Below are 22,024 nucleotides of genomic sequence, written 5' to 3'. Positions count from 1 at the left end.
CCGGCGCTGCCTCGGGTTTCCCGCTTGCTCCGGCCCCGGCCTCAACCTAGCCCCCGCCGGCGGCCGCCCAGCCGCGGCGCGCCGCCCGACGCATGGGCAAACGTGCGGTTGCCGTCAGGCCACGCCCGGATCGCTGGTCTGTTCCGGGGCCGCGGCGACATCGGTGATCTGATACTTCTCCGCAGCTTCGGCCGCGACGGTGAACGGGATGTGTCCGTCGCGGGCCAGCGCCACGAGTACCGCCACGACGATGGACTCCGCGTCGACGTTGAAGAACCGCCGGGCCGCGGGCCGGGTGTCGGAGAAGCCGAAGCCGTCGGTGCCCAGGGTGAGATACGTGCCGGGTACGTAGGCCCGGATCTGCTCCGGCACCCCGCGCATGTAATCGCTCACCGCGACCACCGGGCCGGCGACTTCTGCGAGGAGCTCCGTCAGGTAGGGCCGTGGGTGATCGACCGCGGGTTCGCGCACCGCTGCGCGGTCGACCCGGATGCCGTCGCGGGCGAGTTCACTCCACGAGGTGACCGAATAGACGTTGGCGCCGACGTTCCACTCCTCGGCGAGGATCTCCGAGGCGCGCAGCGCATCGGGCATCGTCACGCCCGACACCAGGATGCTGGCGGGATACTCCTTGCCCTGCGGGGCGTCGGTGAATCGGTGGATGCCCTTGAGGATGCCCGCGACGTCGAGATTCTCCGGCTGCGCGGGCTGGCTGATCGGCTCGTTGTAGACGGTCAGGTAGAAGTAGACGTTCTCGGGCTCGTCACCGTACATGCGCTTGAGCCCGTCGGCGATGATGTGGCCGAGCTCGAACGCGAACGCGGGGTCATACGACACCACCGCGGGGTTGGTGGCGGCCAGCAGCGGCGAATGGCCGTCCGCGTGTTGGAGTCCCTCGCCGGTCAGGGTGGTCCGTCCGGCGGTCGCGCCGATGACGAACCCCCGGGCCATCTGGTCACCTGCGGCCCACAGGCTGTCACCGGTGCGCTGGAAACCGAACATCGAATAGAAGATGTAGAGCGGGATCATCGGTTCGTCGTGGGTCGAGTACGACGTGCCCACCGCGGTGAAGGACGCCGCCGACCCGGCCTCGTTGATGCCCTCGTGCAGGATCTGGCCCTCTGAACTCTCCTTGTACGCGAGCATGAGGTCGGCGTCGACGGAGGTGTAGAGCTGTCCGTTGCGGTTGTAGATCTTCAGGGTCGGGAACCACGAATCCATCCCGAAAGTGCGCGCCTCGTCCGGGATGATGGGCACGATTCGGTTGCCGATCTCTTTGTCGCGCAACAGATCCTTGAAGATTCGTACCAGGGCCATGGTGGTGGCGACCTGTTGCTTGCCCGATCCCTTGCCCGCGGTCTTCAGCGCCCGGCTGACGTCGGGCTTCAGCACCTTGGACGTGGTACGCCGTGCAGGGAGGAAACCGCCGAGGGTCTTGCGCCGGTCGAGCATGTACTGGATCTCCGGCGAGTCCGGCCCCGGGTGGTAGTAGGGCGGCAGGTAGGGATTCTCCTCCAGCTGTGCGTCGGTGATCGGGATTCGGGTGCTGTCGCGGAAGTCCTTGAGGTCGTCGAGGGTGAGCTTCTTCATCTGGTGGGTCGCATTGCGCCCCTCGAAATGCTTGCCGAGCGTGTAGCCCTTGATGGTCTTGGCGAGGATCACCGTCGGCTGGCCCTTGTGGGCTACCGCCGAGGCGTAGGCGGCGTGGATCTTGCGGTAGTCGTGACCACCGCGTTTGAGATTCCAGATCTCGGCGTCCGAGAGATCCTTGACGAGGTCCTTGGTACGCGGATCCCGGTTGAAGAAGTGCTCGCGGACGAACGCGCCGTCATTGGCCTTGTAGGTCTGGTAGTCGCCGTCGTTGGTGCTGTTCATCAGGTTCACCAGTGCGCCGTCCTTGTCAGCGTGCAATAGCGAGTCCCACTCGCGGCCCCACACGACCTTGATGACGTTCCAGCCCGCGCCCCGGAAGAACGACTCCAGCTCCTGGATGATCTTGCCGTTTCCGCGGACCGGGCCGTCGAGGCGTTGCAGGTTGCAGTTGACGACGAAGGTGAGGTTGTCGAGGCCCTCGGTGGCAGCGAAGCTGGCCAGACCACGTGACTCCGGCTCATCCATCTCGCCGTCGCCGAGGTAGGCCCACACGTGCTGGTCGGAGGTGTCGGTGATGCCGCGGTCGTGCAGGTAGTGATTGAAACGAGCCTGGTAGATCGCGTTCATCGGGCCGAGACCCATCGACACCGTCGGGAACTGCCAGAACTCCGGCATGAGCCGCGGGTGAGGGTACGAGGGCAGGCCGCCGCCCTCTCCGGCATGGCTGTGTTCCTGACGGAAGCCGTCCATGCGGGCCTCGTCGATGCGACCTTCCAGGAAGGCGCGGGCATAGATGCCCGGGGAGGCGTGACCCTGGATGAAGACCTGATCACCGCCACCGGGGTGATCGGTACCGCGGAAGAAGTGGTTGAAGCCGACCTCGTAGAGCGCGGCCGACGACGCGTAGGTGGAGATGTGTCCGCCCACTCCCACACCAGGGCGCTGGGCGCGGTGCACCATGATCGCGGCATTCCAGCGGATGAAGGCGCGGAAACGTCGCTCGACCTCCTCGTCGCCGGGGAACCAGGGCTCGTTCTCGGTGGGAATGGTGTTGACGTAATCGGTCGATGTCAGCGACGGGATCGCGACACGCTTCTCGCCGGCGCGTTCGAGGAGTCGGAGCATGAGGTAACGGGCGCGAGCCGGGCCCGCATGATCGAGCAGGTCGTCGAAGGATTCGAGCCATTCCCCGGTCTCGTCGGGGTCGATGTCCGGCAGGTACGACGCGACTCCCTCGCGGATGACGCGAACGCGGTTGCGATCACCGCCGGCGGGGGTTTTTGCCGGCTTGGAGCCATTGGCCTGATTGGCGGTCGTTGTACGGTCTGCCTGGTCGGTCACTGTTATGCCTACTCCCTCGGTCGGCCGGATTCACGGTGGTGTCCGGCGTGCGATGACACGGGGCCGCTCCCATGATGTCGGGACCGCGGCGTCCCCCTCACATCGTGCCCCATGTCACTTGTGCTGGCATCGGGTGGTCAACCTTGCTGCCACCCGCCGCGACCTGCGGTAGCGTTCTGGTGTTGGTTACTCGTGGGTCAGGAGCGCAATGCGGGACACCGGCAGGAGCAGCACCGCGCGCAGGGCCGGTCGACGACGGCCGGGGGCAACTGCGGCGACGATGATCTGCGCCGTGATACTCCTCGCGGCATCCGCGGCGGGATGCTCGTCGTCGGTGGACGGAAGCGGGTCCGCGGCCCCCGGCGAGGTGGCCGCCTACAGCTCCGACGTCGCCGCGTCGCGTCAGTCCGCCGGCCGCGACGACGCGAGCAAACTGTGCCGCCAGGCAATGTCGTCGATGGTCGTGATGGTCCGCGGGTACAACACGTTCGTGCGTCGACTCACCGAAGTCCACGCCTACAGCGACGTGGGAGACCTCGACGACAAGGCGCGCGCGAGCCTGATCGCCGGGGCCGACCTGATCCGGGAACAGGTGACCGAGGCGACTCCCACCGACGTGGCGGCCCCGACCAACCGGTTCCTCGACTCCACCGGGCGACTGGGTGCCGCCATCGGACAGCGTCAGCTCGACGGTCTCAATCCCATTGCCGTGCAATGGACCCGGGACAAGCAGGCCACGCTGAACGCATGCTCGGTCTACCTCCCGTTGCCGCCGGCCGTCGCGGCGTCCCCGGTGCCCACGTCCGATGCGGCCGGCGCCGGCCCGTCGTCGGCGCCCGCTGCGCCGCCCACGACCTCGTCCACCCCGTGAGACGCATTCGGCCTGCCCCCTGTTCGGGTTGCACTCTGAGCATTTAGGCTGTTCCCTAAGCTGACAGTCGAATTCGCATGGCAGGGAGGTCGCACGCGGTGGTAGCCGCCACAGAGTCCAGCAGCGCTGGGGGCAACAACGCCCACCAGCTGGGATTCACGTCCGGCATGGTGGTGCAGGAACTGGGTTGGGATGAAGACACCGACGACGCCCTGCGGGCCGACATCGAAGACGTCATCGGCGGTGAGATGGTCGATGAGGACGCAGATGACGTCGTCGACGTCGTCGTGCTGTGGTGGCGTGATGGCGACGGTGACCTGGTCGATGCACTGATGGACGCCATCTCACCTTTGGCCGACGACGGATACGTCTGGGTCTTCTCACCGAAGACCGGCACCGACGGACATGTCGATCCCAGCGAGATCGCCGAGTCCGCGCCGACGGCCGGCCTGACACAGACCAATGTGATGAGTCTCGGGGGATGGTCGGGGTCACGGCTGGTGCAGCCGAAGACCCGCAAACGCACATGAGCGGGGAGGGCACGATCCTCCCGACGTCGCCGCTGCGCGTGGGAGATGCCGCTCCCGACTTCGAACTCCGCGACCAGAACAACCAGCGAACCTTGCTGTCTGCCCTCCGGGCCGACAGCAAGGTGCTGGTGGTGTTCTTCCCGCTGGCGTTCACCGGGACATGCCAGGGTGAACTCGGCTACATCCGGGATCACCAACCGCAGTTCGACCACGAGGGGCTACGAACGGTCGCCGTGTCGGTCGGGCCGCCGCCGACACACAAGGTGTGGTCGTCGGCGCAGGGGTTCCTGTTCCCGATCTTGTCGGATTTCTGGCCGCATGGTGCGGTCGCCGAGGCGTTCGGCGTCTTCAACGAACACAACGGTTACCCGAACCGCGGGACTTTCCTGATCGAGAGTGACGGGACGGTCGCGTTCGCCGATGTGGTGGGCCCGGGCGAAGCACGCGAGCAGGCGTTGTGGGACAAGGCGCTGCTCGCCGCGCGGTAGCGGCACCCATCTCGGATCAGGCGATCGAGACCCGTCCCGTGCGCCGGGCCAGCCGTGCGAGCGGTGGGAACACCAGCCGCTGAAGCCACGCGGGGATGCCGGCGAGGTAGCCGTCCTGGAGTTCCCACAGGGTCGCGAGGTCGAGCGGATTGCGAGGGATGCCGTACCGATTGGTGCGGCCCTCGGCGTCCAGTCGATGCCAGGTCTCGAACATCTCGCGATGATGCGCGGGTGGGCGGATCGCATGCTCGACCTCGACGTTGTGATCCAAGGTCCAGAACTCGTGCACCTGGCGTGGCCGGATGGTGACCTCGTCGTCGGGGCCGAGCTCGAGGTCGTTCTTGTCGATCCGGAAGCGCATCCGTCCGCGTCGCACCTGGAATGACTCGGTGAGGTTCGGATGCCAGTGCGGCCCGGCCATCCGGCCCGGCGTCGGGATCTCATGGCGCAGGGTGAGGACGGTCCCGTCGCCGTCCGAGGTCGTCCCGATGACCTCGATGAAATGTCCGTCCGGTTGATCAGTGAACTCGGCTGCGGGTGTGGGCGCTGGGGCTGGGTTTGGGCCGGGGCCCGTGAGCCATTACATTCATGTCTTGGTGATCGCCGTTCTCGACAGCGGAGTTCGCCCACGCGCGTATAGCTCAGCGGTAGAGCTCTGGTCTTACACACCAGCGGTCAGGGGTTCAAATCCCTTTGCGCGCACCACGAAAGCCCAGTTCAACGACCTATCGGATCGAATATTCTCCGTCGGACCAGTTCGCAGTCCGCAGTCAGTCCGCAGTACAAAACGCACCGGACCCTTACCGAGTGTTCCCGCGCGGCGGACCTTGGACGATGCGGCAGGTCGGCGCATACGCTCGATCGTGACCCGAGCGGCCTGGTCACCCGCAGGGCGCAGCCGTCGGTGCGATCGACCCCTCCCCGGTCGCCGATCTAGTTGGCGGGTGCTCTGCTGTCAGCCGTGAATCACCGGCCGTACCCGCGGTCGGCACCCGCGCCGCGCTGCGCATCATTCTCCGCCATCAGCCACGCTTGGTAGCGGCCCGGCTAACGGTCAGGGGCGGGTCGCTCACCCACGACGGCCCGACGTCGTTCGGCGGATCTGTCGCTTCTGCATGGCCTTCCGTCGTCGCGTCAACTCCAGGCCGACCCATGCAGGAGCGGCAGAGCCAATCAGCGGACCGTGAATGGCTGCGCTGACTTCTCGACTAGGAGAGTCGCATGCTCGATCACCCATCCTCAACCGAACGGCCTCGCGGGGCGAAACTTACGCCCGCGCGCCGGAAGTTCGACGGCCGCGGTCTTCATATTCGAGTTGAGTTTTCTAGCGGTCATACTGTGACGATCGCATGGTCTGGAGAACTCGAACGAAAACTCGTGTGGCACTTTATATGTAGTTGACACTAAGTTGCCTGTGTGGTCACCTCGGTGGCGATCTTCGTTGCCGACTTACGGACCGCAGGAGCTGCGAGACACGGTGCAGTGAAGCAGGTCAGCGGGCGAGCTCAGCCGTCATCAATACCGGTAGCAAGGGAGACTAGAGATGAAGGTGCCGGAGATGCCCAACCTCGGTCCAGTTCTCTATCATTACACAGATATTTACGGTGTCGAAGGGATTGTCGGAGGAGAGAAGCTGCGAGGCACCGATATTCGATTCATGAATGATCTGTCTGAACAACGGTTCGGTGAGGCACTACTAGACAGGGCCTTCGACGAGTGCGTTTCGGAGATTACGGAGGTTGCGAAGTCGGGTGACCCGCAGTTTGTAAGTGTGCTCAATTCTGTTGAGGACCTTCGCGGCACAACAACCATGCTCCGTGGGGACTACGCCCCGCTCGCCGTCGAGTACTTTGCAGTCTGCTTCTCGGAATCGCCAGACCAGCTTAGTCAGTGGCGTGCATACGCTCAGGAGGGCTACTGTCTGGCGTTCGACACTGCCGAGTTGTTCCGCTACCTACGCTCGACGCCCGATACGGGCACTAGCGCCGACGCCCCACTGGCGGCTGAGATGAAGCGCGTTTCGTATGGGGAAGCGGGCTTGACAGATCTGAAGGCGTCTATTAAAGACCGCGCGCTTGCGGCTGCCGCGGAGGACGTCCGTCTCGGATTAGTGGGGACGAGTTCTCGAACCGGACATCGGGTGGACTGGGGAATGGGCATTGCCCTAGAGACTGTTTTTCACAAAGATGCCGCTTTTTCCGAGGAAAGGGAGGTTCGCATATTGGTCGGCGGGGCTGCAGATGCGCACACGCCCGGTCGTTTCGGTATGGTGCCAAGGGCACATGTACCGCTGCGGCGGGAACTGATTCAATCAGTGACTGTCGGACCGAATACCTACGCGGACCTTCAAGCGCTGTCGCTGGAAAGCTACGCGGTCGCTAATCGTTGGTGGGCAGGGCATTCAACCGGCCAGTTTCAAGTACTGCGGTCAAGCATTCCTTACCGCGGATAGTGACACACCGTCTGCGAGTTGGTGTGGCAACGACAACACCTAAGACGGGCGTATTAATGTCGCCTCGTGACTTCGGTGTTCCCTGTTATCGACCTCGACGGGTGGACTCGGGGTGCGCGTGAACCCGGCGGTGACGAGCGCAAGCGCTGGTTTCGGGCGCCGGGGTCGTCCCCGTATTCCGGCCACTGGTTGTTCAAACCCCGGACCGAGAAGACCTTGGTGCTTTCGAAAGCCCGACAGGCTCTCGGCGAGAGCCCCGACGTCCTGGTCTCGGGCGAGGACTGGGCGGAAAGAATTAGCTACGAGCTGGCAGTTCACATCGGAGTGCCGGCTGCGGAGACCGCGTTAGCGTCGGTCATCCCGCTCGGCGAAGAACAACGGGCCTGGGGCTCGATGAGTCGGGATATGCGCCCGCCGAAATGGTCGTGGGCTCCCGGCGCGTCGCTACTCGCCGAGACTAATCCCGCATTCGACACCAACACGTGCGTCGGACACTCTCTGTCTGCCGTTAGAGATGTGCTGACGGAAGCTGGTCTCACAGGTCCGATCGGCACTAACTATGTAGATTGGCCTGCGTTCGACGTTTGGGTCGGCTACCTGATGCTTGATGCATGGATTGCCAATACCGACCGGCACGCGCACAACTGGGGCGTGCTCCAAGACCCTGTGTCGGGTGCAACTTACCTCGGTCCCAGCTTCGATCACGGGACGGCGCTCGCTGCCGCTGAGATGGAAACTAACCGAGGTGCGCGAGTCGCCGATGGTTCGATCTTCGACTGGTGCGACCGAGGGAAAACAAGGAGGTTCGACAGCGGTGAACCTCGGGATCTCGTGGGTCTCGCGGTCGAGGCGCTGTCGATGTGTTCGGCCGACGCGCGGGGTCATTGGGTCGCGCAAATCACGGCCGCTGACCTCGGGGTATGCCACGATGTGATCAACCGGACCCCCAACATGTCACACCAGACCCGTACCTTCTTGCGTACCGTCATAACTACCAACCGAAAGCGACTGTGCGATGCTCTCCACTGATCTGCTCGATCTGTCGTCGGCATATGCCGACCCTCGGTCGACGGCGTCGCGGCTGATCGTTACCCGCCGGGGCGCCACAGATGGCACGTACCGCCCTATCGGCTATCTCGACCGACTACGTGACGGCGACGTGGACACCTACGAGTTCACCTACCTCGCCGCCGTCGCAAATTATGATCGTTTCGTTCCAATCATCGGCTTCCGCGACGTTCAGCGCCGGTACTCGTCTCCGCGGTTGTTCCCGTCGTTCGCTGAGCGCGTGATCAGTGCCAAGCGGCCCGATCGGCCTCAATACCTCGCAACGCTCGACCTTGATGCCGACGCAGACGCGTGGGAGATTCTGTCGGCCTCGGGTGGACACCGCGAGGGTGACCCGATCGAACTGATCTCGCTACCTCGGTACGACAACGTCACCGGGGCCACGACCGCGCATTTTCTGGGCCACGGGGTGAGGCACCGCGGCGAAGCCACCAGCGCGCACATCACCGGCCTTGCGAGCGGTCACACACTTAGCCTGCGACCGGAGCCGGCCAACCCCGCAGACGCTCGTGCGATTCAGATCGTTGACGGCGATGTGCATCTCGGGTTCGTGCCGAGCCCTCTCCTTGACTACGTGCATTCGGTTATCGACGGCGACGACCATGCTCTCACGGTCGTGCTGGCAAATCCGCCGGAGACTCACGCTCACTTGCGGCTGTTGCTACGGCTCGAAGGACGCTGTGATGGTTTCGTTTTCGACCGTGACGAATGGCGCTCAGCCTGCACCGCTGAACAGTGAGCGCGCATCGGTTATCGGAGTGCGCTCACGCCCGTTGCGCGCGGGTAACGTTCGAAGAGGCTCTCGCGCTCGACGTTGTGAGTACGTTGACGGGCGCAAAGCTCGATCGAGTCTGCGAACAGAGCCCTCCGGGCGCCAAGCCCGACTTTCGCTCTATTGGACCCGGCGAGCGTGCGGCGGTAGAAGTGAAGCGGCTGACCAGCGGGACGATGCAACGACACAACAATCACCGCGCGAAGTATCTCGGAGACGAACCGTTTCATCCCGCGCCGACGCTGATGTCGACGTGGCTCGTGTTCGTCGACACCACCGAGGCTCATGCGACGTTCTACGGCAACGCGAGGTCACCTCGGTTGGCGACTTTGCTCGCCGACCTCACCCGGGAACTCGAACGGCTTGAAGCCAACGACGCGACAGAAGGCGGACTCGACCCCAAGATTCGGGCTCTGACGGACTCGTGGACATGCCGTGCGGTACCGAATTCGCCGCGCGGCCCCGGCATCATCATTTCGGAGTCTCACGGCGGTAAGCGCTCAACAAACATCGAGGTCGACGTTGTCGAGTTCCTCAACCAATGGCTGGCATCGGAACATGCCGAGAATCTCTGCGCATCTCTCGGCGGGGAACCTGGGCTGCGCGTAGGAGCGTTGGTCGCCGACGATTATGGACCCTCCGGTGGCATGATTCGAACTCTGCATGAGGGCACAGATTGTCCGCGGACCGCGCTTGTGATGCCCGCAGAGATCGAGGCTGTGGTCCTCATCGCGAGTGGGCACGTTTTGGACTTTGGGGTCGACAACGGATGGCGGCGGCACACTCTCGAATCGCTCGGGATAACGCTGTTGTAGTGAGGAATTGACGTCAATCCGCACTGGCGCGGATCTACCGCATCACCAATCGTTCGGCGGGAATTCAATCTCCTCGGTGTAGGTCTCTGCACATTCCTCGTTCGCCCGTGGCCCGCACGTGAGTGTGTGTCGTCCAACTGATCCAGGTTCGAGGTCGGCCGATCCGTGTCGGCCTTGACGGGCGGGCCTCTTAGTCGGCGTGAATCCGGATTCGCTGCCACGCTGAGTGGTCGTCCGTATGGGGTTATGTCCTGGGCGTGATGTTGTTAACCGATTGCGATGACCTGTCCTCCGCTCGCTCGACGGTCGTGGGCTGCCATGATCACCCGCCTGGTGCTCGTCGTCATGCGTCGCGACATGCGCCGACGTCGGCCCGCTCGGTGTCGCTGGCGAGGTCGTAGTCCCCAGACTGATCGCCGTCGCCCTCCTCGTCACCGACCGCGATCGCGAGGACCTCGAACCCGAGGACCGACAGGGCTACGCGCACGACACACCACCGCGGGCGGCGGTCATCGCCGAGCGCTTCGCTGCGGTCGCGCTCTCGGCATCGTGTCGCCGTTGTTCCCGTTGCGCGCGTTGGTCTTTGAGTTCTAGCTCGTGCAACTCGACGATCCGGCGTTCGTGTTCTGCGGCCTCGCGCTCGGCGCGTAGCTCGGGTGTCGGGTCCGGGTCGGTGAACCCCCACCCGCTGGCGAACTCGACTTTCGTCCACCATGACCCGATGCGCCGTGACCATGCTTTCCCGCGGCGTGGGGACTCGGTGAGTGGGGGTTGTCGGCAGAATGCCGACTCGTCGAGCACGTCGTCCGGGACCTCGGCGTCGCGGCCGTAGTGCGCGAGGTAGCACGTCACGCGCAGACACCGCAGGCACGTGAACCCGGCCGGTGTGGTGCGGTCGACGGCGATGGTCTTCGTCCTCGCGATGAGTTCCTTACCGTCGGCGCATCGTCGGGGCACCCGCAGTACCCGCGAGCGGTCGGCCGGGTCGGTCATGCGGCGGCCTCCCGGCGTCGCGGGCGAACGGCCTCTCGATACTCGGGCAACGGCCGACCGGCGTCGTCGAGCAACCCTCGCTCGGCGCACCACTCGGTGAATGCCGCGTTCCGGGTCGTCTGTGCGAGCATCACCCGCCAATGCGGGACCCTGATCTGATGCCGCGGATTGACCTCGTCGAGTTCGGCCCGCGCGCTGGCGATGTCGTAGTGCCAGATCCCGAACGCGGTCGCGAGGTGATCCATGTTGTCGAGGTCCGGTTCCGTCGGAACCCGGTCGTAGTAGTAGCTGTTGTTCGCCTTGAACCGGTCCGGGACGTCGGCCGCGGTGACCTGCGCGCGCCGCGACAATCCGGGTTCTTCTCCGGTGCTGGCCAGTCTCGGCACGTCATGCCCTCCGCTGTCGTGGGGTCCGCTGCGGTCGTCGTGGGTTAGCCCGCCGCCCGCCGTCACCGAGGTAGGGCCCGCGGATCGTGCCGGGCTTCACGCCGTTGCGATGGTCGACCCCGCCCGCGGCGGCGACGGCGAACCGGCGGTCAATCAGCGTCACGATCTTCAGCAACGTCGTTCGCTGCGCGCGGATCTCGACTGTCGCCGGGTTGCGTTCGATCTTGCCGGTGGCGGTGGTGGTCATCGCGCCGTGATCGTCGATCGACGCCTGAAACTCGGCGATCGTGTCGACGGTGTCGGCGAGCTGCCCCAACAACATCTCGTCGGCGTCGTCAAGGACCAGTCCGAGGCGACTGGCCTCGGCGAGGTAGTGCGCGGTCATCTCTGCGCCGGTGTGCGCTCGTAGCGGTGCCGGTTCGTGGTCGGTGGTCTTGGTCATCGTCGGTTCCCTCTCACGGCCCGCCGATGCGCGCGGTAGGCCTCGGCAGTGCGCCACTCGTCGATCCCGATCCGGGCGACCTCGTCCCGCTGCGCGTCGGAGCGTGGTTGCTGGTCGGGGTCGTAGTGGTCGCGCCAATCGCTGCGCGCCGTTGTGATCCCGCGCTGGCGCTGGCGCATCACACCCGCGATGGCGTGGTCGGCGGTCTCGTCTCCCAACCGGATCACTCGCTCGCGGTGGCCAGGGTCGCGTGCGCGTTGGCCAGTGCGGCGTGGACGTGCGCGGCCTCGACCCGGCCGTTGGTGAGGTCGTTCCCGGCGGTCTCGATCAGCGTCTCGGCGGTGGTCTTGTGTTCGGCGGCGGTGGCCATGTCGGGTTCTCCTGCGGTTCGCGTGAGCCCCGCGGTCGGGGTTCGGTGAGTTCATTCGATCACCGCTGTCAAAACTCGTGGGTCGAGATCCGTTGCGCTGTAAGACGTGTCGGTATTTCTGACAAGAGTCGGGTGGGGTCCGATTGGGTGCTCGAACCCGCGACGGACGTTATGTGCGTCTTCTCGGTGGTCGGCCCGTGCTGAGTGCACCGTTCCTGGCGCTGAGTTGCCCGCTGGCGGGCTGGCGACCCGATCCCGCTGTCCCGGAGGCAATAGGGCTCTGCGGGGCTCTCAGGCGGTTAAACTGCTCACGCTCGGATGGACAGTACGGGGCTGCATCCTGGCGTTCCGGCGGGGGAGGGCCCCCACCCCGGGTCCCTGGCCTTCGCGCCGTCGCCTCGCGGTGTCGTGCTCCCCGCTGGTGTCCCCGCTGAGCGGGTGGTGACGGTTCTGAGCGACGGTGTGGCGGACCGGGATCTCGGCGTCTCACGGCCTCACTCAGGGCGAAATAGCAACAGACACACCCATATCCGCAGGTCAAGGGCCAGGTTGTGTCTGTTGGTCTTCGGACAGACACAACACCAGACACACTCATATCCGCAGGTCAAGGGGTGTTTATCGACGGTTTGTGTCTATTGTGTCTGTGTTTTTCGGAAACTCTCCCGTGTAGCGCGCGCGAGGAACCCCCCATGCGACCCCTTATCCATGAATGACCCCTAGCGCGCGCGTATGAGGACTTTCCGGAAAAAGACAGACACAATTGACACAATTGGCCAAAAAACACCCTTTGAACTGGCAAAAGGCGTGTGTCTGTTGGTGTCTCTGTTGTGTCTGTTGAACAGACACAATCCGGGGAATAGGACCCCTCCTCGGCCGGCAGTGTGAGGATTAGCGCCAATACTCAATCCCTTGCTGCTGAATCATGGTGTGAGGATTGGACGTAACCCTGACAGGACCCCTCCCTCGGGCCCCCTATCGACGCCGACGGCCCCACACCCGTGAGGGCATGGGGCCGTGTGGTCGGTGCTCTAGCGGCGTCGGAACACCCCGCCGTCACAGTCGTAGTGGATACCGTCGATGTCGACATTGCTCACGCCGTTGCATGGGTCGCCGTCGAGATCGAGGTCGATCCCGTCGATGTCCTCCGGGGCGACGCCGACCGGTGTGGTGACTTCCACGATGCTGGTGCGGGTGGTGGCCGACGTGGCCCCCGTGGACGACGATGCCGCCGGGATCGGCTTGTCGGCGGGCGCGGGTTCGCGGGCCGCGCACTGTGTCAGGCTGGCCATCGGGACGATCAGCATGGCGAGCGTGACGCACGACCAGCGTCGGACGTTCGGTCGGTGGGTCATGGTTCTCCTTCTTTCGGTGGGGTTGTTGCGGAACATCACTGGTCGACGCCGAGGCGCTTCTTGGTCGTCCAACTCACGCCGGGGTAGGTCCCTCGGACGTTCTTGGCCTGCGCACCGTTCCCACGGTTGAACACGCGGCGCCGTGCGGTGGGCGGGCCGAACATGTCGCGCAGCTTGCCCTGGACCTCGGCCGCGGTGAGCTTCTCGCGACCTCCGCCGTTGGTGGCCTGCCACATGGCGAAGTCGTCGGCGGCGGCTTTCGGGTAGACGGGATAGATCCGCGGGCCCTCGGCGCTGGCGGGTACGGTGCGCAGCGCGTCGGACCTCCACCGCATGAAGTCCGAGGTCTGCCCGACGAACTCGGCCTTACGCTCGGCGACGATCGCGGGGACGTCGTGGTCGAGCCCCTCGATCAGGTAGCGGTGTGTGCCGTCGACCAGCCATGCCAGCACCGCGACGAGAGCCTCGGGGTCGGTGTGGACCGGGTCGACGTCGGGGGCGTCGATGGGCACGGCGTGATCGAACGGCAGCACGAGCAACCGGCGCGAGAGTGCGGCGTCGGCATCGTTGATCGTGGGAGCCGAGTTGGTCGCGATGATCGGGGTGAACATCGGCGTCCGCTGAACCATCACGTTCGAGTACAGAGCCCGCGCGGTGATGCTGTCCCCGCCGGTGAGCCTCTTGATCACGTCGGCGTGCAACCGGTTCCGTCCGCCGACCTCGGACGCGAACACGATGCGTCGCGGGAACGCCGCGAGGAGCTCGGGCATGGGCCCGGCCTCTTGCTTCTCGCGAAAGACCGCGTTCGAGTTGACGGTCGCGGCGTACTCACCGAGCGCAGCTTGGACGGCGTTGATCATCGTCGACTTGCCGGTCGAGGTCCCACCCTGGAGGAAGACCATGCGTCGGCGCGGGTTGCGGCCGAGGACGGCATAACCGATCACCTTCTGGACGTACTCGCGCAGTTCGAGATCCGGGAGGAACGTCGCGAGGTAGTCGTCCCACAGTGGGTGTGTTGCGTCGGGGACATAGGGCACCGCGGCGGTCATCAGAATGAGATCCTCACGGCGGCCTTTGCGGACGATCGGGTTGCCACCGCTGGCGCAGTCGCCGAGGTCGAGCACGCCGTTGGTGACGCCGAGGGTGAGGTCTTCGCGGTCGAACTCGGCCGGGTCGATCGGGTCGCGGTGGAGTGCGTGAGCCTGGTCGAGACTGGGCATCATGGCGCTACGGTTGCCCGCGCTCACCGCGGCCTTGAACATCGCCTTTGCATCGCGGTCGAGGCTCTCGGCGTCGTCGCTGTTTCCGGCGTCCTCGGTCTCGACGGCGGTCTTGGCCAGGCTCTCCGCGGTCGACTTATAGGAGGCGATCACCGAGGGCGACCACAACTCACCGCGGACCTCGCGGGTCGTGAGTCGGCGCATGACCCCTTGTCGTTCATCCCAATAGGCCCAATCGGCGACCCTGTCGTCGCCACCGAGTACCGGCCGGATCAAGTCCCCGAGGCAACCGAGAAAGATCTCGGCCCGTCCGGTGTCGTTGACGTCGAACTCGCGGGTATCGACGAGCTGGATCTCGGACGCGATGCGCCGGAACATCTTCTCGCGGAACGCGGTGTAGTCGATCTCCCCGTCGGTCGCGGTGTACCCGCCGACGTGGGAGATGATCACGTCGCCGCGTTCGATGTCGGCGCGCAGCTTGGACACCTCGTCGACAACCGAACGCTCCCACTCGCTGCTGGTGCTACCGAGATCTCGGCGGGCGTCGGTCCCGGCCCCGCCGAGGACCTCGGCGAAGAACGCCGTGTGGATACGGGAGAGCGCAGTGGCGAGTCCGTGATGGCCCTCCGCGGCGAGCTGGACGACCTCGTGGACCCGCGAGACCATCATGTCGTGAGCGCCGCCGGACATCTCGTCGGCGAGCTTCTCCGGGTTGGTGGTCCGGTTCATCTGGCCGGACATGTCCTCGGAGTAACCGGGGATCTCGGTGGCCAGCCATTCGAGAGCGGCGTCGAGCCCGCCGATCGACGAGACCTCGCGCACCTCGGGCCCATGCCCGCGGCTGAGGTAGTCGACCCACGCCGAGGGCAGCATCGGCAGATCGTCGGCGTTCGGTGGGTCGCACCGGTCGAGATCCGGGGAATACCAGCGATAGATGCGGTCCGCGGCAGTCGAGGGTGCGACAACGGCGTAACGGTGGGTGTGCTGGATCATCTCGACGTCGGCGCCGGGCTTGCCCTTCCACTTGCGGCCCGCGGGAACCCGGTAGAGATGAATCCCGCTCGCGGTCTCGGGGCCCCGCGAGGTCGACATGTAGGTGTCGGGGAGCGGCCCGAGCTTCTCGACAAGCCCGCGCATGGTGCGGGTACCGTGTTTGTCGCCGTACTCGTCGACGTCGAGCCCGATGACGTTGTCGGCGAGGCGCAGGGCGAGGTTGCCGTCATGGTCCTCGATCGCCGAGAGAGCGTCCTCGGCCGGGATCACCGGCTTGTTGCCGGTCGTGTCGTCCGGCGGCGGGTACTTGTCTCCGCGGGGGAGCGGGAGCGGTGTTCCGAGTCCGCTACCTGCGAGGACTTTCGCGGCGTCGAGGACACCCCGGGTAATGTGGTGGTCGTATTCCGCGACGACTTCGCGAAAACGCTCGGCCGGACCCTCGCCCTTGGCGGGGGTTCTGTCGTTGTGCGACATGTGTATTCCGTTTCATGATTCGGCGAGATCGCCGGGCAACTGTGAGCACGGCCGGATCTCTCGACTTCGCTGCGGCGCTACCCGCGGGGTGTGGACTTGCTACGCAACACCTTTGACAGAATTGACACCAACGCTCACGCCGACGTCACGCGAGATCGTCGAGCCCGGGAGTGTCGATGCGCAGGCCTTGCGCTGGTGGGCGACGGTGCCGCCGTGGCGCCGGGACCCTACCCAGACGCGACCACGGACCAGCACCGTCGACACCTGCCAGCACGAACGGCAGACCGGCATCGACACACCGTCACCGTCGTAGAACCGGGCCTCGCGGCGGTGATTGACGATCACCCGTCGCCCTGTTCGCCGAACGTCTCCTGCCATGCCTGCTCGATTGCTGCGTCGTCGTCGACGAGCGGGTCGATCGGTTTGCCCCGGACGTCGAACTCGCATGTCCGGGAGCTGATAGCGGCCTTGATCCGATCGCGGCGCAGGGCGGCGAGCTGCGATCGCTTGGCTTGCTCGGCGGTCGCGTCATCGGTGAGGAGACGGCCGAACCCGTTGCGGTAGCCGGGCGTGCGGCGTTGCTGCGCCGCCGTCGGTTCCTTGGCGAGGTACTTCGCGATTCCGTCCCGCGCCATCAGAACCCACCCCGCAGGATCGCGGCGGCGGTCGCCGATGCGCCGAAGTCCACGAGCGCGTTATCGACGACGGCGTAGCTCGACGCGAACGACAGCTCGGTAACCGGCGAGCCGAGGCGATCCGGGGCCGACCCGGCCCGGTTCTCGAACCCGGCCGCCGTTGCGCGGCGCACGTAGTGGACGGCACCCGCAAGTGCCGTATACCGATCGCGCAGACCGTCGCGGCGACCCCACGCGGCCGGAACGTTACCCCCGGCCTTGATCGCGGCCTCGGCACTGTCGGCACCGTCGAGTGCGGCAGCGACGTCCTCTGCCTCGTCGAGCAGATCGCGCAGGTCGGCACTGATCGCGTTGAACAGGGCATCAGACGAGTTGCGGATCTGATCGGACAGCGATCGGGCGACCATCGTCCCCGAGATGTTGAGGCCCCGCTCGGCGGCCCGGGCAAGGTCGGTCGAATGCGTCACCTCGGCGAGCCGGTCGACGAGATCCTCGGCGATCCCGCGGCGGTGACGGCCATCGTCGAGGGCGTCGGCGATGATCGTCGACTCGGTCTCACCCGCAGACGGGGGCGGGGTGAGGCGGCTCTTGACGCGCGACCACGCGCCGATCTCCCGTTCGCGGATCGGACCCCACAGTTCGGCGGCCCGGCCGGTGAGCTTGGCGGACAGCGCCGGTCGCCGCGCGCTGGTTGCGGGAACGTGCTGGCCCCGGTCGAGGCCCGACTTGCTGAAGTCCCCTGCGTCGTAGGGCCGCGGGGTACCGCCACCGCGCACGTCTGCCGGGGTCGGGGGTCGGTTCTCGGTGTACTTCTTGGCGAACCCGTCGAACACGACGGTCTCTCGGCTATCGGACATGATTGTTCCCTTCACTTGTTGTGGGTCCGGGCGAAGTCGATGAGCTCGGCGAGCTCGTCGTCGATGACACCGGCGGCGTTGAGTTCGACGATGTCGCGCCGTTCGGGCATCGACCCGCACAGGCACGCGAATCGAACGCGGCGCTTGGTCTGCTGAATAGTGCTGTGATCGTGCATTTTCGGGCCTTTGGTTGTGCTGGCCCTCCCCGGTCCCGCTCGGTGAGCGGGTCTACTGCGGCTTGCGGTGTTCGTCGGCCAGGCGTTCGGCCCACGCGATCCTGTTGAGTGCGGTGAGATCTCGGTGACGCTCGGCCAATCCGTCATGTGTCTCGTCGAGCTGCGCGTCGATCAAGGCTTCGACCAATCCGGCGGTCGCGGCCGTGAGGGTGAGCAGCTCGCTCGGATCGAGGGTCGGGTCGGCGGGAAGTCCGGGAAGCGCGACCCCGCCGGAGTCGGTGATCTCGACGGAGAACCGCGGCGGCGTGACGTTGAGATCAGGCATGGCGCGCACACTCCGGGTTCGTGCTCGGCCGGGCGAAAGCGAGCCGGATGACGTGGCGCTGGTTGTCGGTGAGTGGGGGCGCGCTGGCGGCGACCTTGCGGGCGAGGGCCCGGATCTCGTCGGCCGTCATCCCGCCACCAGCGTCGCGGCCTTGCACCGCGCGATGTACAGATCCAAGTCCCGCCGGTCGAAAAACAGCTTCTGTCCGATCTTGTAACTCGCCGGGCCGCTGCCCGCGCTGCGCAGGTTGTAGAGCGTTTGCTTACTCACACCGAGGTACTTCGCGGCCTGCGGGGCGGTCATCCTCTCGGGCGTCTCGTCATTCATAAGGGTGGTCTCCTCGTATTCCAGCGGTCGGGGGCGATCGCCTGAAGAAAGAATGAACTGAACGCATCAAATATGTCTAAAGTGACTGTGGCGCAACGTATTAGAGTTGCCTTCAATTCTTACGGGGGTGCGGTCGTCGCCGCAGGTACAGCCCGTTTCGGGCACCTTTGTAAGAGTTCACGTGCAATCTCGACATCTGTCCGTCTAGCAGGGCATTTACCCAACATGTGATTCCCGTCACACTTGGAGCCATGACCTCTTAATGTTGGCGGACTGCTACCGTTGGCATCATGTCGTTCACTCCCGAATCGGTCCCCACTAAGCGCGTCACCGGGGCCCGTGTCGAGGACAGATGGACCCGGAGGGATGGCACCCCGTCGGCTCGACACGGTTCTGGTCTGCGGTGGATGGCTCGATATGTGGGCACCGACGGCGAGGAGCACACCAAGTCCTTCAGGACTCAGAAACAAGCCAAGGAATGGCTTGCTGATCAATCCGCGGCCGTCACCCGTGGCGAGTGGATCGACCCCACCAAGTCGGCGATGACAGTCGGCACTGTCGCCGAAACGTGGCTCGCCGGGAACAAGGCCAAGACCGCGGCGACCGCAGCAAGCTACGCCGCCGTCTGGACACGCCACGTCAAACCGCGATGGGGCGCCGTCGCGCTGGCGCAGGTCGACCACGACGAGATCGTGGCGTGGGTCGGTGGACTCACCGAGGGCACCGCCGAGACGTCGCACAAGGGCCTATCGGCGTCGTCGGTGCGGCACTGCCACGCGGTGCTGTCGCAGATCCTCGGCATCGCAGTTCGATCGAAACGGCTGCGCTCGAACCCGGCGAAGGATGTCCCGCTCCCCAGGATGCCGATCGCCGACAAGGTATTCCTATCGGCCGCTGAGATCGAACAGGTCGGCCACGCCGCCGATTACCTTGCCGCGACCGTGCGTCGGCGGATTGCGGCCGGTAAAGCAAGCGAGATCCCCGCCGACTGGTCGGCGGTCGAGGTGCCGGTGAGTGAACCCGGTCTCGCGCTGCGCGTGCTCGGACTGTGCGGTCTCCGGTTTGGCGAGCTCGCCGGTCTGCGGGTGTCGCGCGTCGATCTCGACAAGCGTCGAATGATCATCGACACCGCGGTTGCCGAGGTGTCGGGCCGCGTCGTCATCGGCGCGCCGAAGAACCGGAAGTCGCGCGAGGTTCCCATCCCCGCGGCGCTGGTGCCCTTGCTGCGGGTGCAGATCGAGAAACGGGGCCCCGGCGACTACGTGTTCACCACGGGGGGCGGTGGGCCGCTCCGGCGTAACAACTTCAGCAAGCGTGTGTTCGCCCCGGCGCGGGATCTCGCCGGGGCCGACGGCGACGCGACCCTGCATTCGTTACGGCACTCGTTCGCGTCGATCACGCTCACTTCGGGCATCCCGCCGAAACAAGTGCAGGAGTGGATGGGGCACCACTCACTCACGCTCACGGCCGACGTCTACGGCCACTTGTTCGCGTCGGAAACCGAGCGCGCGATGACGCTGCTCGACCGTGCGATCGGGACCCCTGCCGGTCCGCAACCAGTCCGCAACCAGTCCGCAGAACGAGAATTAGAGCCCGGTAACGCGCGGTAACTGTTTGGCCAAAAAATGATTCTTACCAGTACTAATGCGGGAATTAGCGTGTACCAACGGGAACGATCGGTAAGGTACGTTTTCGCAGATAGCGGAACTTACACACCAGCGGTCATAGGTTCAAATCCTATTGCGCGCACCAAAAACCCCACCTCACAGCATGTTTCGTGAAGTGGGGTTTTCTTGTGTAGACCCCGAATCCCTCACATATTCCACACTTTGCCGCCCGAAACACGCATTTGCGCAGGTCAGAGGATTTGCCGCCGAATTTGCGAATCAGCACTACGTGCAGAGAGCGCGTCAGGCCCCGGACCTGTCGTAGGCGTTGGAGCTCTTGGCGCCGGTGAGCTAGAACCCGACCCTGATATCGTTCGGCCGATGCACTCGCACGTCCTCGCCGCCGCAGGCCTACAAGACTGCGCCGATACGGGTGTTTGTGCGGACGACAGCGGCCTGTGGACGTTCTTCTTCGGACTGCTGGCCGCTTCGGCGGTCGTGGTCGTGTGGATCTCTCTCGCGTGTCTGGTCACGATCGCCATCAACGGCCGCTCGATGGCAACACGCCGCCAGGTCGGCTGGCTGGCCGTCGTGTGGCTCATCCCGCTCGTCGGCGCCGGAATGTGGTGGCGACAACGCCACTCGTACAGCCCCGAGCGCACCATCCCCGACGGCCATCGCGTCACCTAGCACGAATTTGTAGTACAGAAACCGGGCGAACCGACTACCGCGCTCGCATGCACGCACACGTGATCCACCGCGGAGTCCTGTTGCCGTCCGCCATCATGTACGACGAAAACGCCTGCTCGCGGCTGGTCGACTGGATCACCGGCAACTCCAGCAACCTCGCGCAGCGGCTCACGACCTCCCAGCGCGGAATACACCGATCACCGGTAACGCTGTCCTCAGGCGCCGAGCACACGGTGGGCAGGTCGACGCGTACCGCTCCCACCCACACAGTGCTGGTGGTCTCGTTCTCGGGCATGGCCCACGGTCGAGAACATGCGCAGAGCCGTCATGGCGACTCCACAAGACCAGACTCGGATCTGTCTGGAATGGTCGGAGTCGTTCGAGGGGTGAACATCCGCAGTCGGCGGATACAACGCGGCCACCGACCAGGTTCAGTCAGCCGTGGACGACGCTTTGGTCGGCAAGTTCGAGTACTTGCTGATGTGGGACACGGAGATCCTGTCAGGCGCGAAGCGCGGCCGTGGGCGTGAACGTATCCACCCGACCATCCGGGACCTCGAAGACGCCGGGTTGAGTGAGTAGTTCGTGGTGACCTACGCCCTCGGGCTTGGCGCCAGCGGCTCTATTGCTGAACACCTCGCCCAGCATTACCGCGAAGTCTGAACCGACCGCTGGTGACTCGAGTGGAGGTGGGTCACCACGATGTGGCAACGGCTGTGTCCTAATCCGCCCATCCGGGCGGGCCCATGCCACTACGCTGCGGCCTAGGGAGGAACCTGCCAACCACTGGGGGATGAAAGTGGGTTCGTATGCCCCGTCTCACCCTCGCCACCACCGCCCTGACCGCCGCCGCGATCCTCACCATCGCCGGGTGTTCCTCGGACACCGAGGACGACACGACAGCAGCGAGCGTTTCACCGCCTGCTGCAAGTGTCGCCATGAGCACAACCGCCACCACGGGCAGCGATACCTCAGCACAGTTTTCGCAGGACATGCAAGACAACTACGGCACCACCCAATGGTGGCCTGTCATTGTCGACACGAAGATCGACGGCGCTAACGCAGTGGTCACCGCGCAGATTGATCGGAACCAGGATAAAGACATCGCCGATCACATCGAAAGATCGACGGTGAACCTGATGACGAACAACGACGGCTTCTCCGACGTCGACTGGGTGATCGTTGAGGACGGAGCTGGCACCGTGATCACTCAGAAGCAGGTCCCGGACTAGGCCATCACCCCTACC

At 65.1% G+C, this 22,024-nt stretch carries 27 protein-coding genes and 1 tRNA gene; 12 read left to right on the top strand and 16 right to left on the bottom strand.

Annotated features, from left to right (window positions below):
* Positions 1-114: 114 nt before the first annotated feature.
* The gene (gene aceE / locus ACLQ3I_RS01170; protein WP_425791741.1) at positions 115-2,934 is read right to left on the bottom strand and encodes a pyruvate dehydrogenase (acetyl-transferring), homodimeric type; all 2,820 of its coding nucleotides are present in this window, start codon (positions 2,932-2,934) and stop codon (positions 115-117) included.
* 292 nt (positions 2,935-3,226) lie between these two features.
* On the opposite strand from aceE, the gene ACLQ3I_RS01165 reads away from it, so the two are divergent.
* From ACLQ3I_RS01165 to ACLQ3I_RS01155, 3 genes are all read left to right on the top strand, one after another.
* The gene (locus ACLQ3I_RS01165) at positions 3,227-3,805 is read left to right on the top strand and encodes a hypothetical protein (RefSeq protein ID WP_425799905.1); all 579 of its coding nucleotides are present in this window, start codon (positions 3,227-3,229) and stop codon (positions 3,803-3,805) included.
* A 98-nt stretch (positions 3,806-3,903) separates the two neighbouring features.
* Entirely contained in the window at positions 3,904-4,335 is a 432-nt protein-coding gene (locus ACLQ3I_RS01160; RefSeq protein ID WP_425791745.1) for a DUF3052 domain-containing protein, read from the top strand.
* Positions 4,332-4,823, top strand: coding sequence for a peroxiredoxin (locus ACLQ3I_RS01155; protein WP_425791747.1), 492 nt, complete (start codon positions 4,332-4,334; stop codon positions 4,821-4,823). The genes ACLQ3I_RS01160 and ACLQ3I_RS01155 overlap by 4 nt, the downstream gene beginning before the upstream one ends.
* Before the next feature lie 16 nt (positions 4,824-4,839).
* Here ACLQ3I_RS01155 and ACLQ3I_RS01150 read toward each other — a convergent pair whose 3' ends face one another.
* Entirely contained in the window at positions 4,840-5,244 is a 405-nt protein-coding gene (locus ACLQ3I_RS01150) for a cupin domain-containing protein (protein ID WP_425799904.1), read from the bottom strand.
* 209 nt (positions 5,245-5,453) lie between these two features.
* Here ACLQ3I_RS01150 and ACLQ3I_RS01145 point away from each other — a divergent pair.
* The 5 genes from ACLQ3I_RS01145 (at position 5,454) to ACLQ3I_RS01125 (ending at position 9,930) form a co-directional block, all read left to right on the top strand.
* Positions 5,454-5,528, top strand: a tRNA-Val gene (locus ACLQ3I_RS01145).
* A gap of 838 nt (positions 5,529-6,366) precedes the next feature.
* Entirely contained in the window at positions 6,367-7,275 is a 909-nt protein-coding gene (locus ACLQ3I_RS01140) for a DUF2971 domain-containing protein (protein WP_425799903.1), read from the top strand.
* Positions 7,276-7,341: 66 nt separating this feature from the next.
* Positions 7,342-8,304 (top strand): hypothetical protein, encoded by a 963-nt coding sequence (locus ACLQ3I_RS01135; protein ID WP_425799902.1) that lies wholly within the window; start codon positions 7,342-7,344, stop codon positions 8,302-8,304.
* Positions 8,291-9,082, top strand: a complete 792-nt coding sequence (locus ACLQ3I_RS01130; protein WP_425799901.1) for a hypothetical protein — start codon at positions 8,291-8,293, stop codon at positions 9,080-9,082. The genes ACLQ3I_RS01135 and ACLQ3I_RS01130 overlap by 14 nt, the downstream gene beginning before the upstream one ends.
* Positions 9,079-9,930 carry a hypothetical protein gene (locus tag ACLQ3I_RS01125; RefSeq protein ID WP_425799900.1) on the top strand — a complete coding sequence of 284 codons (852 nt, stop codon included), beginning with the start codon at positions 9,079-9,081 and terminating at the stop codon, positions 9,928-9,930. Before ACLQ3I_RS01130 ends, ACLQ3I_RS01125 begins: the two co-directional genes overlap by 4 nt.
* Before the next feature lie 343 nt (positions 9,931-10,273).
* On the opposite strand, the gene ACLQ3I_RS01120 is transcribed toward ACLQ3I_RS01125, so the two are convergent.
* From ACLQ3I_RS01120 to ACLQ3I_RS01055, 14 genes are all read right to left on the bottom strand, one after another.
* On the bottom strand, positions 10,274-10,417 hold the full coding sequence (locus tag ACLQ3I_RS01120) for a hypothetical protein (RefSeq protein ID WP_425799899.1): 144 nt from the start codon (positions 10,415-10,417) through the stop codon (positions 10,274-10,276).
* On the bottom strand, positions 10,408-10,923 hold the full coding sequence (locus ACLQ3I_RS01115) for a hypothetical protein (RefSeq protein ID WP_425799898.1): 516 nt from the start codon (positions 10,921-10,923) through the stop codon (positions 10,408-10,410). The genes ACLQ3I_RS01120 and ACLQ3I_RS01115 overlap by 10 nt, the downstream gene beginning before the upstream one ends.
* Positions 10,920-11,309, bottom strand: coding sequence for a hypothetical protein (locus ACLQ3I_RS01110; protein ID WP_425799897.1), 390 nt, complete (start codon positions 11,307-11,309; stop codon positions 10,920-10,922). The genes ACLQ3I_RS01115 and ACLQ3I_RS01110 overlap by 4 nt, the downstream gene beginning before the upstream one ends.
* Position 11,310: 1 nt before the next feature.
* Positions 11,311-11,751 carry a P27 family phage terminase small subunit gene (locus tag ACLQ3I_RS01105; protein ID WP_425799896.1) on the bottom strand — a complete coding sequence of 147 codons (441 nt, stop codon included), beginning with the start codon at positions 11,749-11,751 and terminating at the stop codon, positions 11,311-11,313.
* Positions 11,748-11,978 carry a hypothetical protein gene (locus ACLQ3I_RS01100; RefSeq protein WP_425799895.1) on the bottom strand — a complete coding sequence of 77 codons (231 nt, stop codon included), beginning with the start codon at positions 11,976-11,978 and terminating at the stop codon, positions 11,748-11,750. Before ACLQ3I_RS01100 ends, ACLQ3I_RS01105 begins: the two co-directional genes overlap by 4 nt.
* Entirely contained in the window at positions 11,975-12,121 is a 147-nt protein-coding gene (locus ACLQ3I_RS01095; RefSeq protein ID WP_425799894.1) for a hypothetical protein, read from the bottom strand. The genes ACLQ3I_RS01100 and ACLQ3I_RS01095 overlap by 4 nt, the downstream gene beginning before the upstream one ends.
* A 1,028-nt stretch (positions 12,122-13,149) precedes the next feature.
* Positions 13,150-13,473: a hypothetical protein gene (locus tag ACLQ3I_RS01090; protein ID WP_425799893.1), complete on the bottom strand. Its 324-nt coding sequence runs from the start codon at positions 13,471-13,473 to the stop codon at positions 13,150-13,152.
* Between the two features lie 35 nt (positions 13,474-13,508).
* Positions 13,509-16,160, bottom strand: coding sequence for a phage/plasmid primase, P4 family (locus ACLQ3I_RS01085; protein WP_425799892.1), 2,652 nt, complete (start codon positions 16,158-16,160; stop codon positions 13,509-13,511).
* Positions 16,161-16,501: 341 nt separating this feature from the next.
* Positions 16,502-16,795 carry a hypothetical protein gene (locus ACLQ3I_RS01080; protein WP_425799891.1) on the bottom strand — a complete coding sequence of 98 codons (294 nt, stop codon included), beginning with the start codon at positions 16,793-16,795 and terminating at the stop codon, positions 16,502-16,504.
* Positions 16,795-17,652 (bottom strand): hypothetical protein, encoded by an 858-nt coding sequence (locus ACLQ3I_RS01075; RefSeq protein WP_425799890.1) that lies wholly within the window; start codon positions 17,650-17,652, stop codon positions 16,795-16,797. The genes ACLQ3I_RS01080 and ACLQ3I_RS01075 overlap by 1 nt, the downstream gene beginning before the upstream one ends.
* Positions 17,653-17,663: 11 nt before the next feature.
* Positions 17,664-17,828: a hypothetical protein gene (locus tag ACLQ3I_RS01070; protein WP_425799889.1), complete on the bottom strand. Its 165-nt coding sequence runs from the start codon at positions 17,826-17,828 to the stop codon at positions 17,664-17,666.
* Positions 17,829-17,880: 52 nt separating this feature from the next.
* Entirely contained in the window at positions 17,881-18,153 is a 273-nt protein-coding gene (locus ACLQ3I_RS01065) for a hypothetical protein (RefSeq protein WP_425799888.1), read from the bottom strand.
* Positions 18,146-18,283, bottom strand: a complete 138-nt coding sequence (locus ACLQ3I_RS01060; RefSeq protein WP_425799887.1) for a hypothetical protein — start codon at positions 18,281-18,283, stop codon at positions 18,146-18,148. The genes ACLQ3I_RS01065 and ACLQ3I_RS01060 overlap by 8 nt, the downstream gene beginning before the upstream one ends.
* The gene (locus ACLQ3I_RS01055) at positions 18,280-18,480 is read right to left on the bottom strand and encodes a helix-turn-helix transcriptional regulator (protein ID WP_425799886.1); all 201 of its coding nucleotides are present in this window, start codon (positions 18,478-18,480) and stop codon (positions 18,280-18,282) included. The genes ACLQ3I_RS01060 and ACLQ3I_RS01055 overlap by 4 nt, the downstream gene beginning before the upstream one ends.
* 407 nt (positions 18,481-18,887) lie before the next feature.
* Between ACLQ3I_RS01055 and ACLQ3I_RS01050 the strand changes: the two genes are divergently transcribed.
* The 4 genes from ACLQ3I_RS01050 to ACLQ3I_RS01035 all read left to right on the top strand — a co-directional run bounded on the left by ACLQ3I_RS01050 (position 18,888) and on the right by ACLQ3I_RS01035 (position 22,009).
* Positions 18,888-20,090, top strand: a complete 1,203-nt coding sequence (locus ACLQ3I_RS01050; RefSeq protein WP_425799885.1) for a tyrosine-type recombinase/integrase — start codon at positions 18,888-18,890, stop codon at positions 20,088-20,090.
* 378 nt (positions 20,091-20,468) lie between these two features.
* On the top strand, positions 20,469-20,777 hold the full coding sequence (locus ACLQ3I_RS01045; RefSeq protein WP_425799884.1) for a hypothetical protein: 309 nt from the start codon (positions 20,469-20,471) through the stop codon (positions 20,775-20,777).
* 441 nt (positions 20,778-21,218) lie between these two features.
* Positions 21,219-21,359 (top strand): hypothetical protein, encoded by a 141-nt coding sequence (locus tag ACLQ3I_RS01040; protein ID WP_425799883.1) that lies wholly within the window; start codon positions 21,219-21,221, stop codon positions 21,357-21,359.
* 227 nt (positions 21,360-21,586) lie between these two features.
* Positions 21,587-22,009: a hypothetical protein gene (locus ACLQ3I_RS01035; protein WP_425799882.1), complete on the top strand. Its 423-nt coding sequence runs from the start codon at positions 21,587-21,589 to the stop codon at positions 22,007-22,009.
* Positions 22,010-22,024: the final 15 nt, after the last annotated feature.

The sequence above is a fragment of the Gordonia sp. DT101 genome, assembly GCF_049844895.1.
GTDB lineage: Bacteria > Actinomycetota > Actinomycetes > Mycobacteriales > Mycobacteriaceae > Gordonia.
The sequence above is the reverse complement of the archived record's forward strand: the minus strand, read 5'-3'. Positions and strand labels throughout refer to the sequence as shown.

Coding starts and splice junctions, on each gene's coding strand:
- ACLQ3I_RS01155 (WP_425791747.1), top strand. CDS start 4,332: ATGAGCGGGGAGGGCACGATCCTCCCGACGTCGCCGCTGCGCGTGGGA.
- ACLQ3I_RS01150 (WP_425799904.1), bottom strand. CDS start 5,244: ATGGCCGGGCCGCACTGGCATCCGAACCTCACCGAGTCATTCCAGGTG.
- ACLQ3I_RS01140 (WP_425799903.1), top strand. CDS start 6,367: ATGAAGGTGCCGGAGATGCCCAACCTCGGTCCAGTTCTCTATCATTAC.
- ACLQ3I_RS01130 (WP_425799901.1), top strand. CDS start 8,291: ATGCTCTCCACTGATCTGCTCGATCTGTCGTCGGCATATGCCGACCCT.
- ACLQ3I_RS01115 (WP_425799898.1), bottom strand. CDS start 10,923: ATGACCGACCCGGCCGACCGCTCGCGGGTACTGCGGGTGCCCCGACGA.
- ACLQ3I_RS01105 (WP_425799896.1), bottom strand. CDS start 11,751: ATGACCAAGACCACCGACCACGAACCGGCACCGCTACGAGCGCACACC.
- ACLQ3I_RS01095 (WP_425799894.1), bottom strand. CDS start 12,121: ATGGCCACCGCCGCCGAACACAAGACCACCGCCGAGACGCTGATCGAG.
- ACLQ3I_RS01090 (WP_425799893.1), bottom strand. CDS start 13,473: ATGACCCACCGACCGAACGTCCGACGCTGGTCGTGCGTCACGCTCGCC.
- ACLQ3I_RS01085 (WP_425799892.1), bottom strand. CDS start 16,160: ATGTCGCACAACGACAGAACCCCCGCCAAGGGCGAGGGTCCGGCCGAG.
- ACLQ3I_RS01080 (WP_425799891.1), bottom strand. CDS start 16,795: ATGGCGCGGGACGGAATCGCGAAGTACCTCGCCAAGGAACCGACGGCG.
- ACLQ3I_RS01075 (WP_425799890.1), bottom strand. CDS start 17,652: ATGTCCGATAGCCGAGAGACCGTCGTGTTCGACGGGTTCGCCAAGAAG.
- ACLQ3I_RS01070 (WP_425799889.1), bottom strand. CDS start 17,828: ATGCACGATCACAGCACTATTCAGCAGACCAAGCGCCGCGTTCGATTC.
- ACLQ3I_RS01065 (WP_425799888.1), bottom strand. CDS start 18,153: ATGCCTGATCTCAACGTCACGCCGCCGCGGTTCTCCGTCGAGATCACC.
- ACLQ3I_RS01060 (WP_425799887.1), bottom strand. CDS start 18,283: ATGACGGCCGACGAGATCCGGGCCCTCGCCCGCAAGGTCGCCGCCAGC.
- ACLQ3I_RS01055 (WP_425799886.1), bottom strand. CDS start 18,480: ATGAATGACGAGACGCCCGAGAGGATGACCGCCCCGCAGGCCGCGAAG.
- ACLQ3I_RS01050 (WP_425799885.1), top strand. CDS start 18,888: ATGGCTCGATATGTGGGCACCGACGGCGAGGAGCACACCAAGTCCTTC.
- ACLQ3I_RS01045 (WP_425799884.1), top strand. CDS start 20,469: ATGCACTCGCACGTCCTCGCCGCCGCAGGCCTACAAGACTGCGCCGAT.
- ACLQ3I_RS01035 (WP_425799882.1), top strand. CDS start 21,587: ATGCCCCGTCTCACCCTCGCCACCACCGCCCTGACCGCCGCCGCGATC.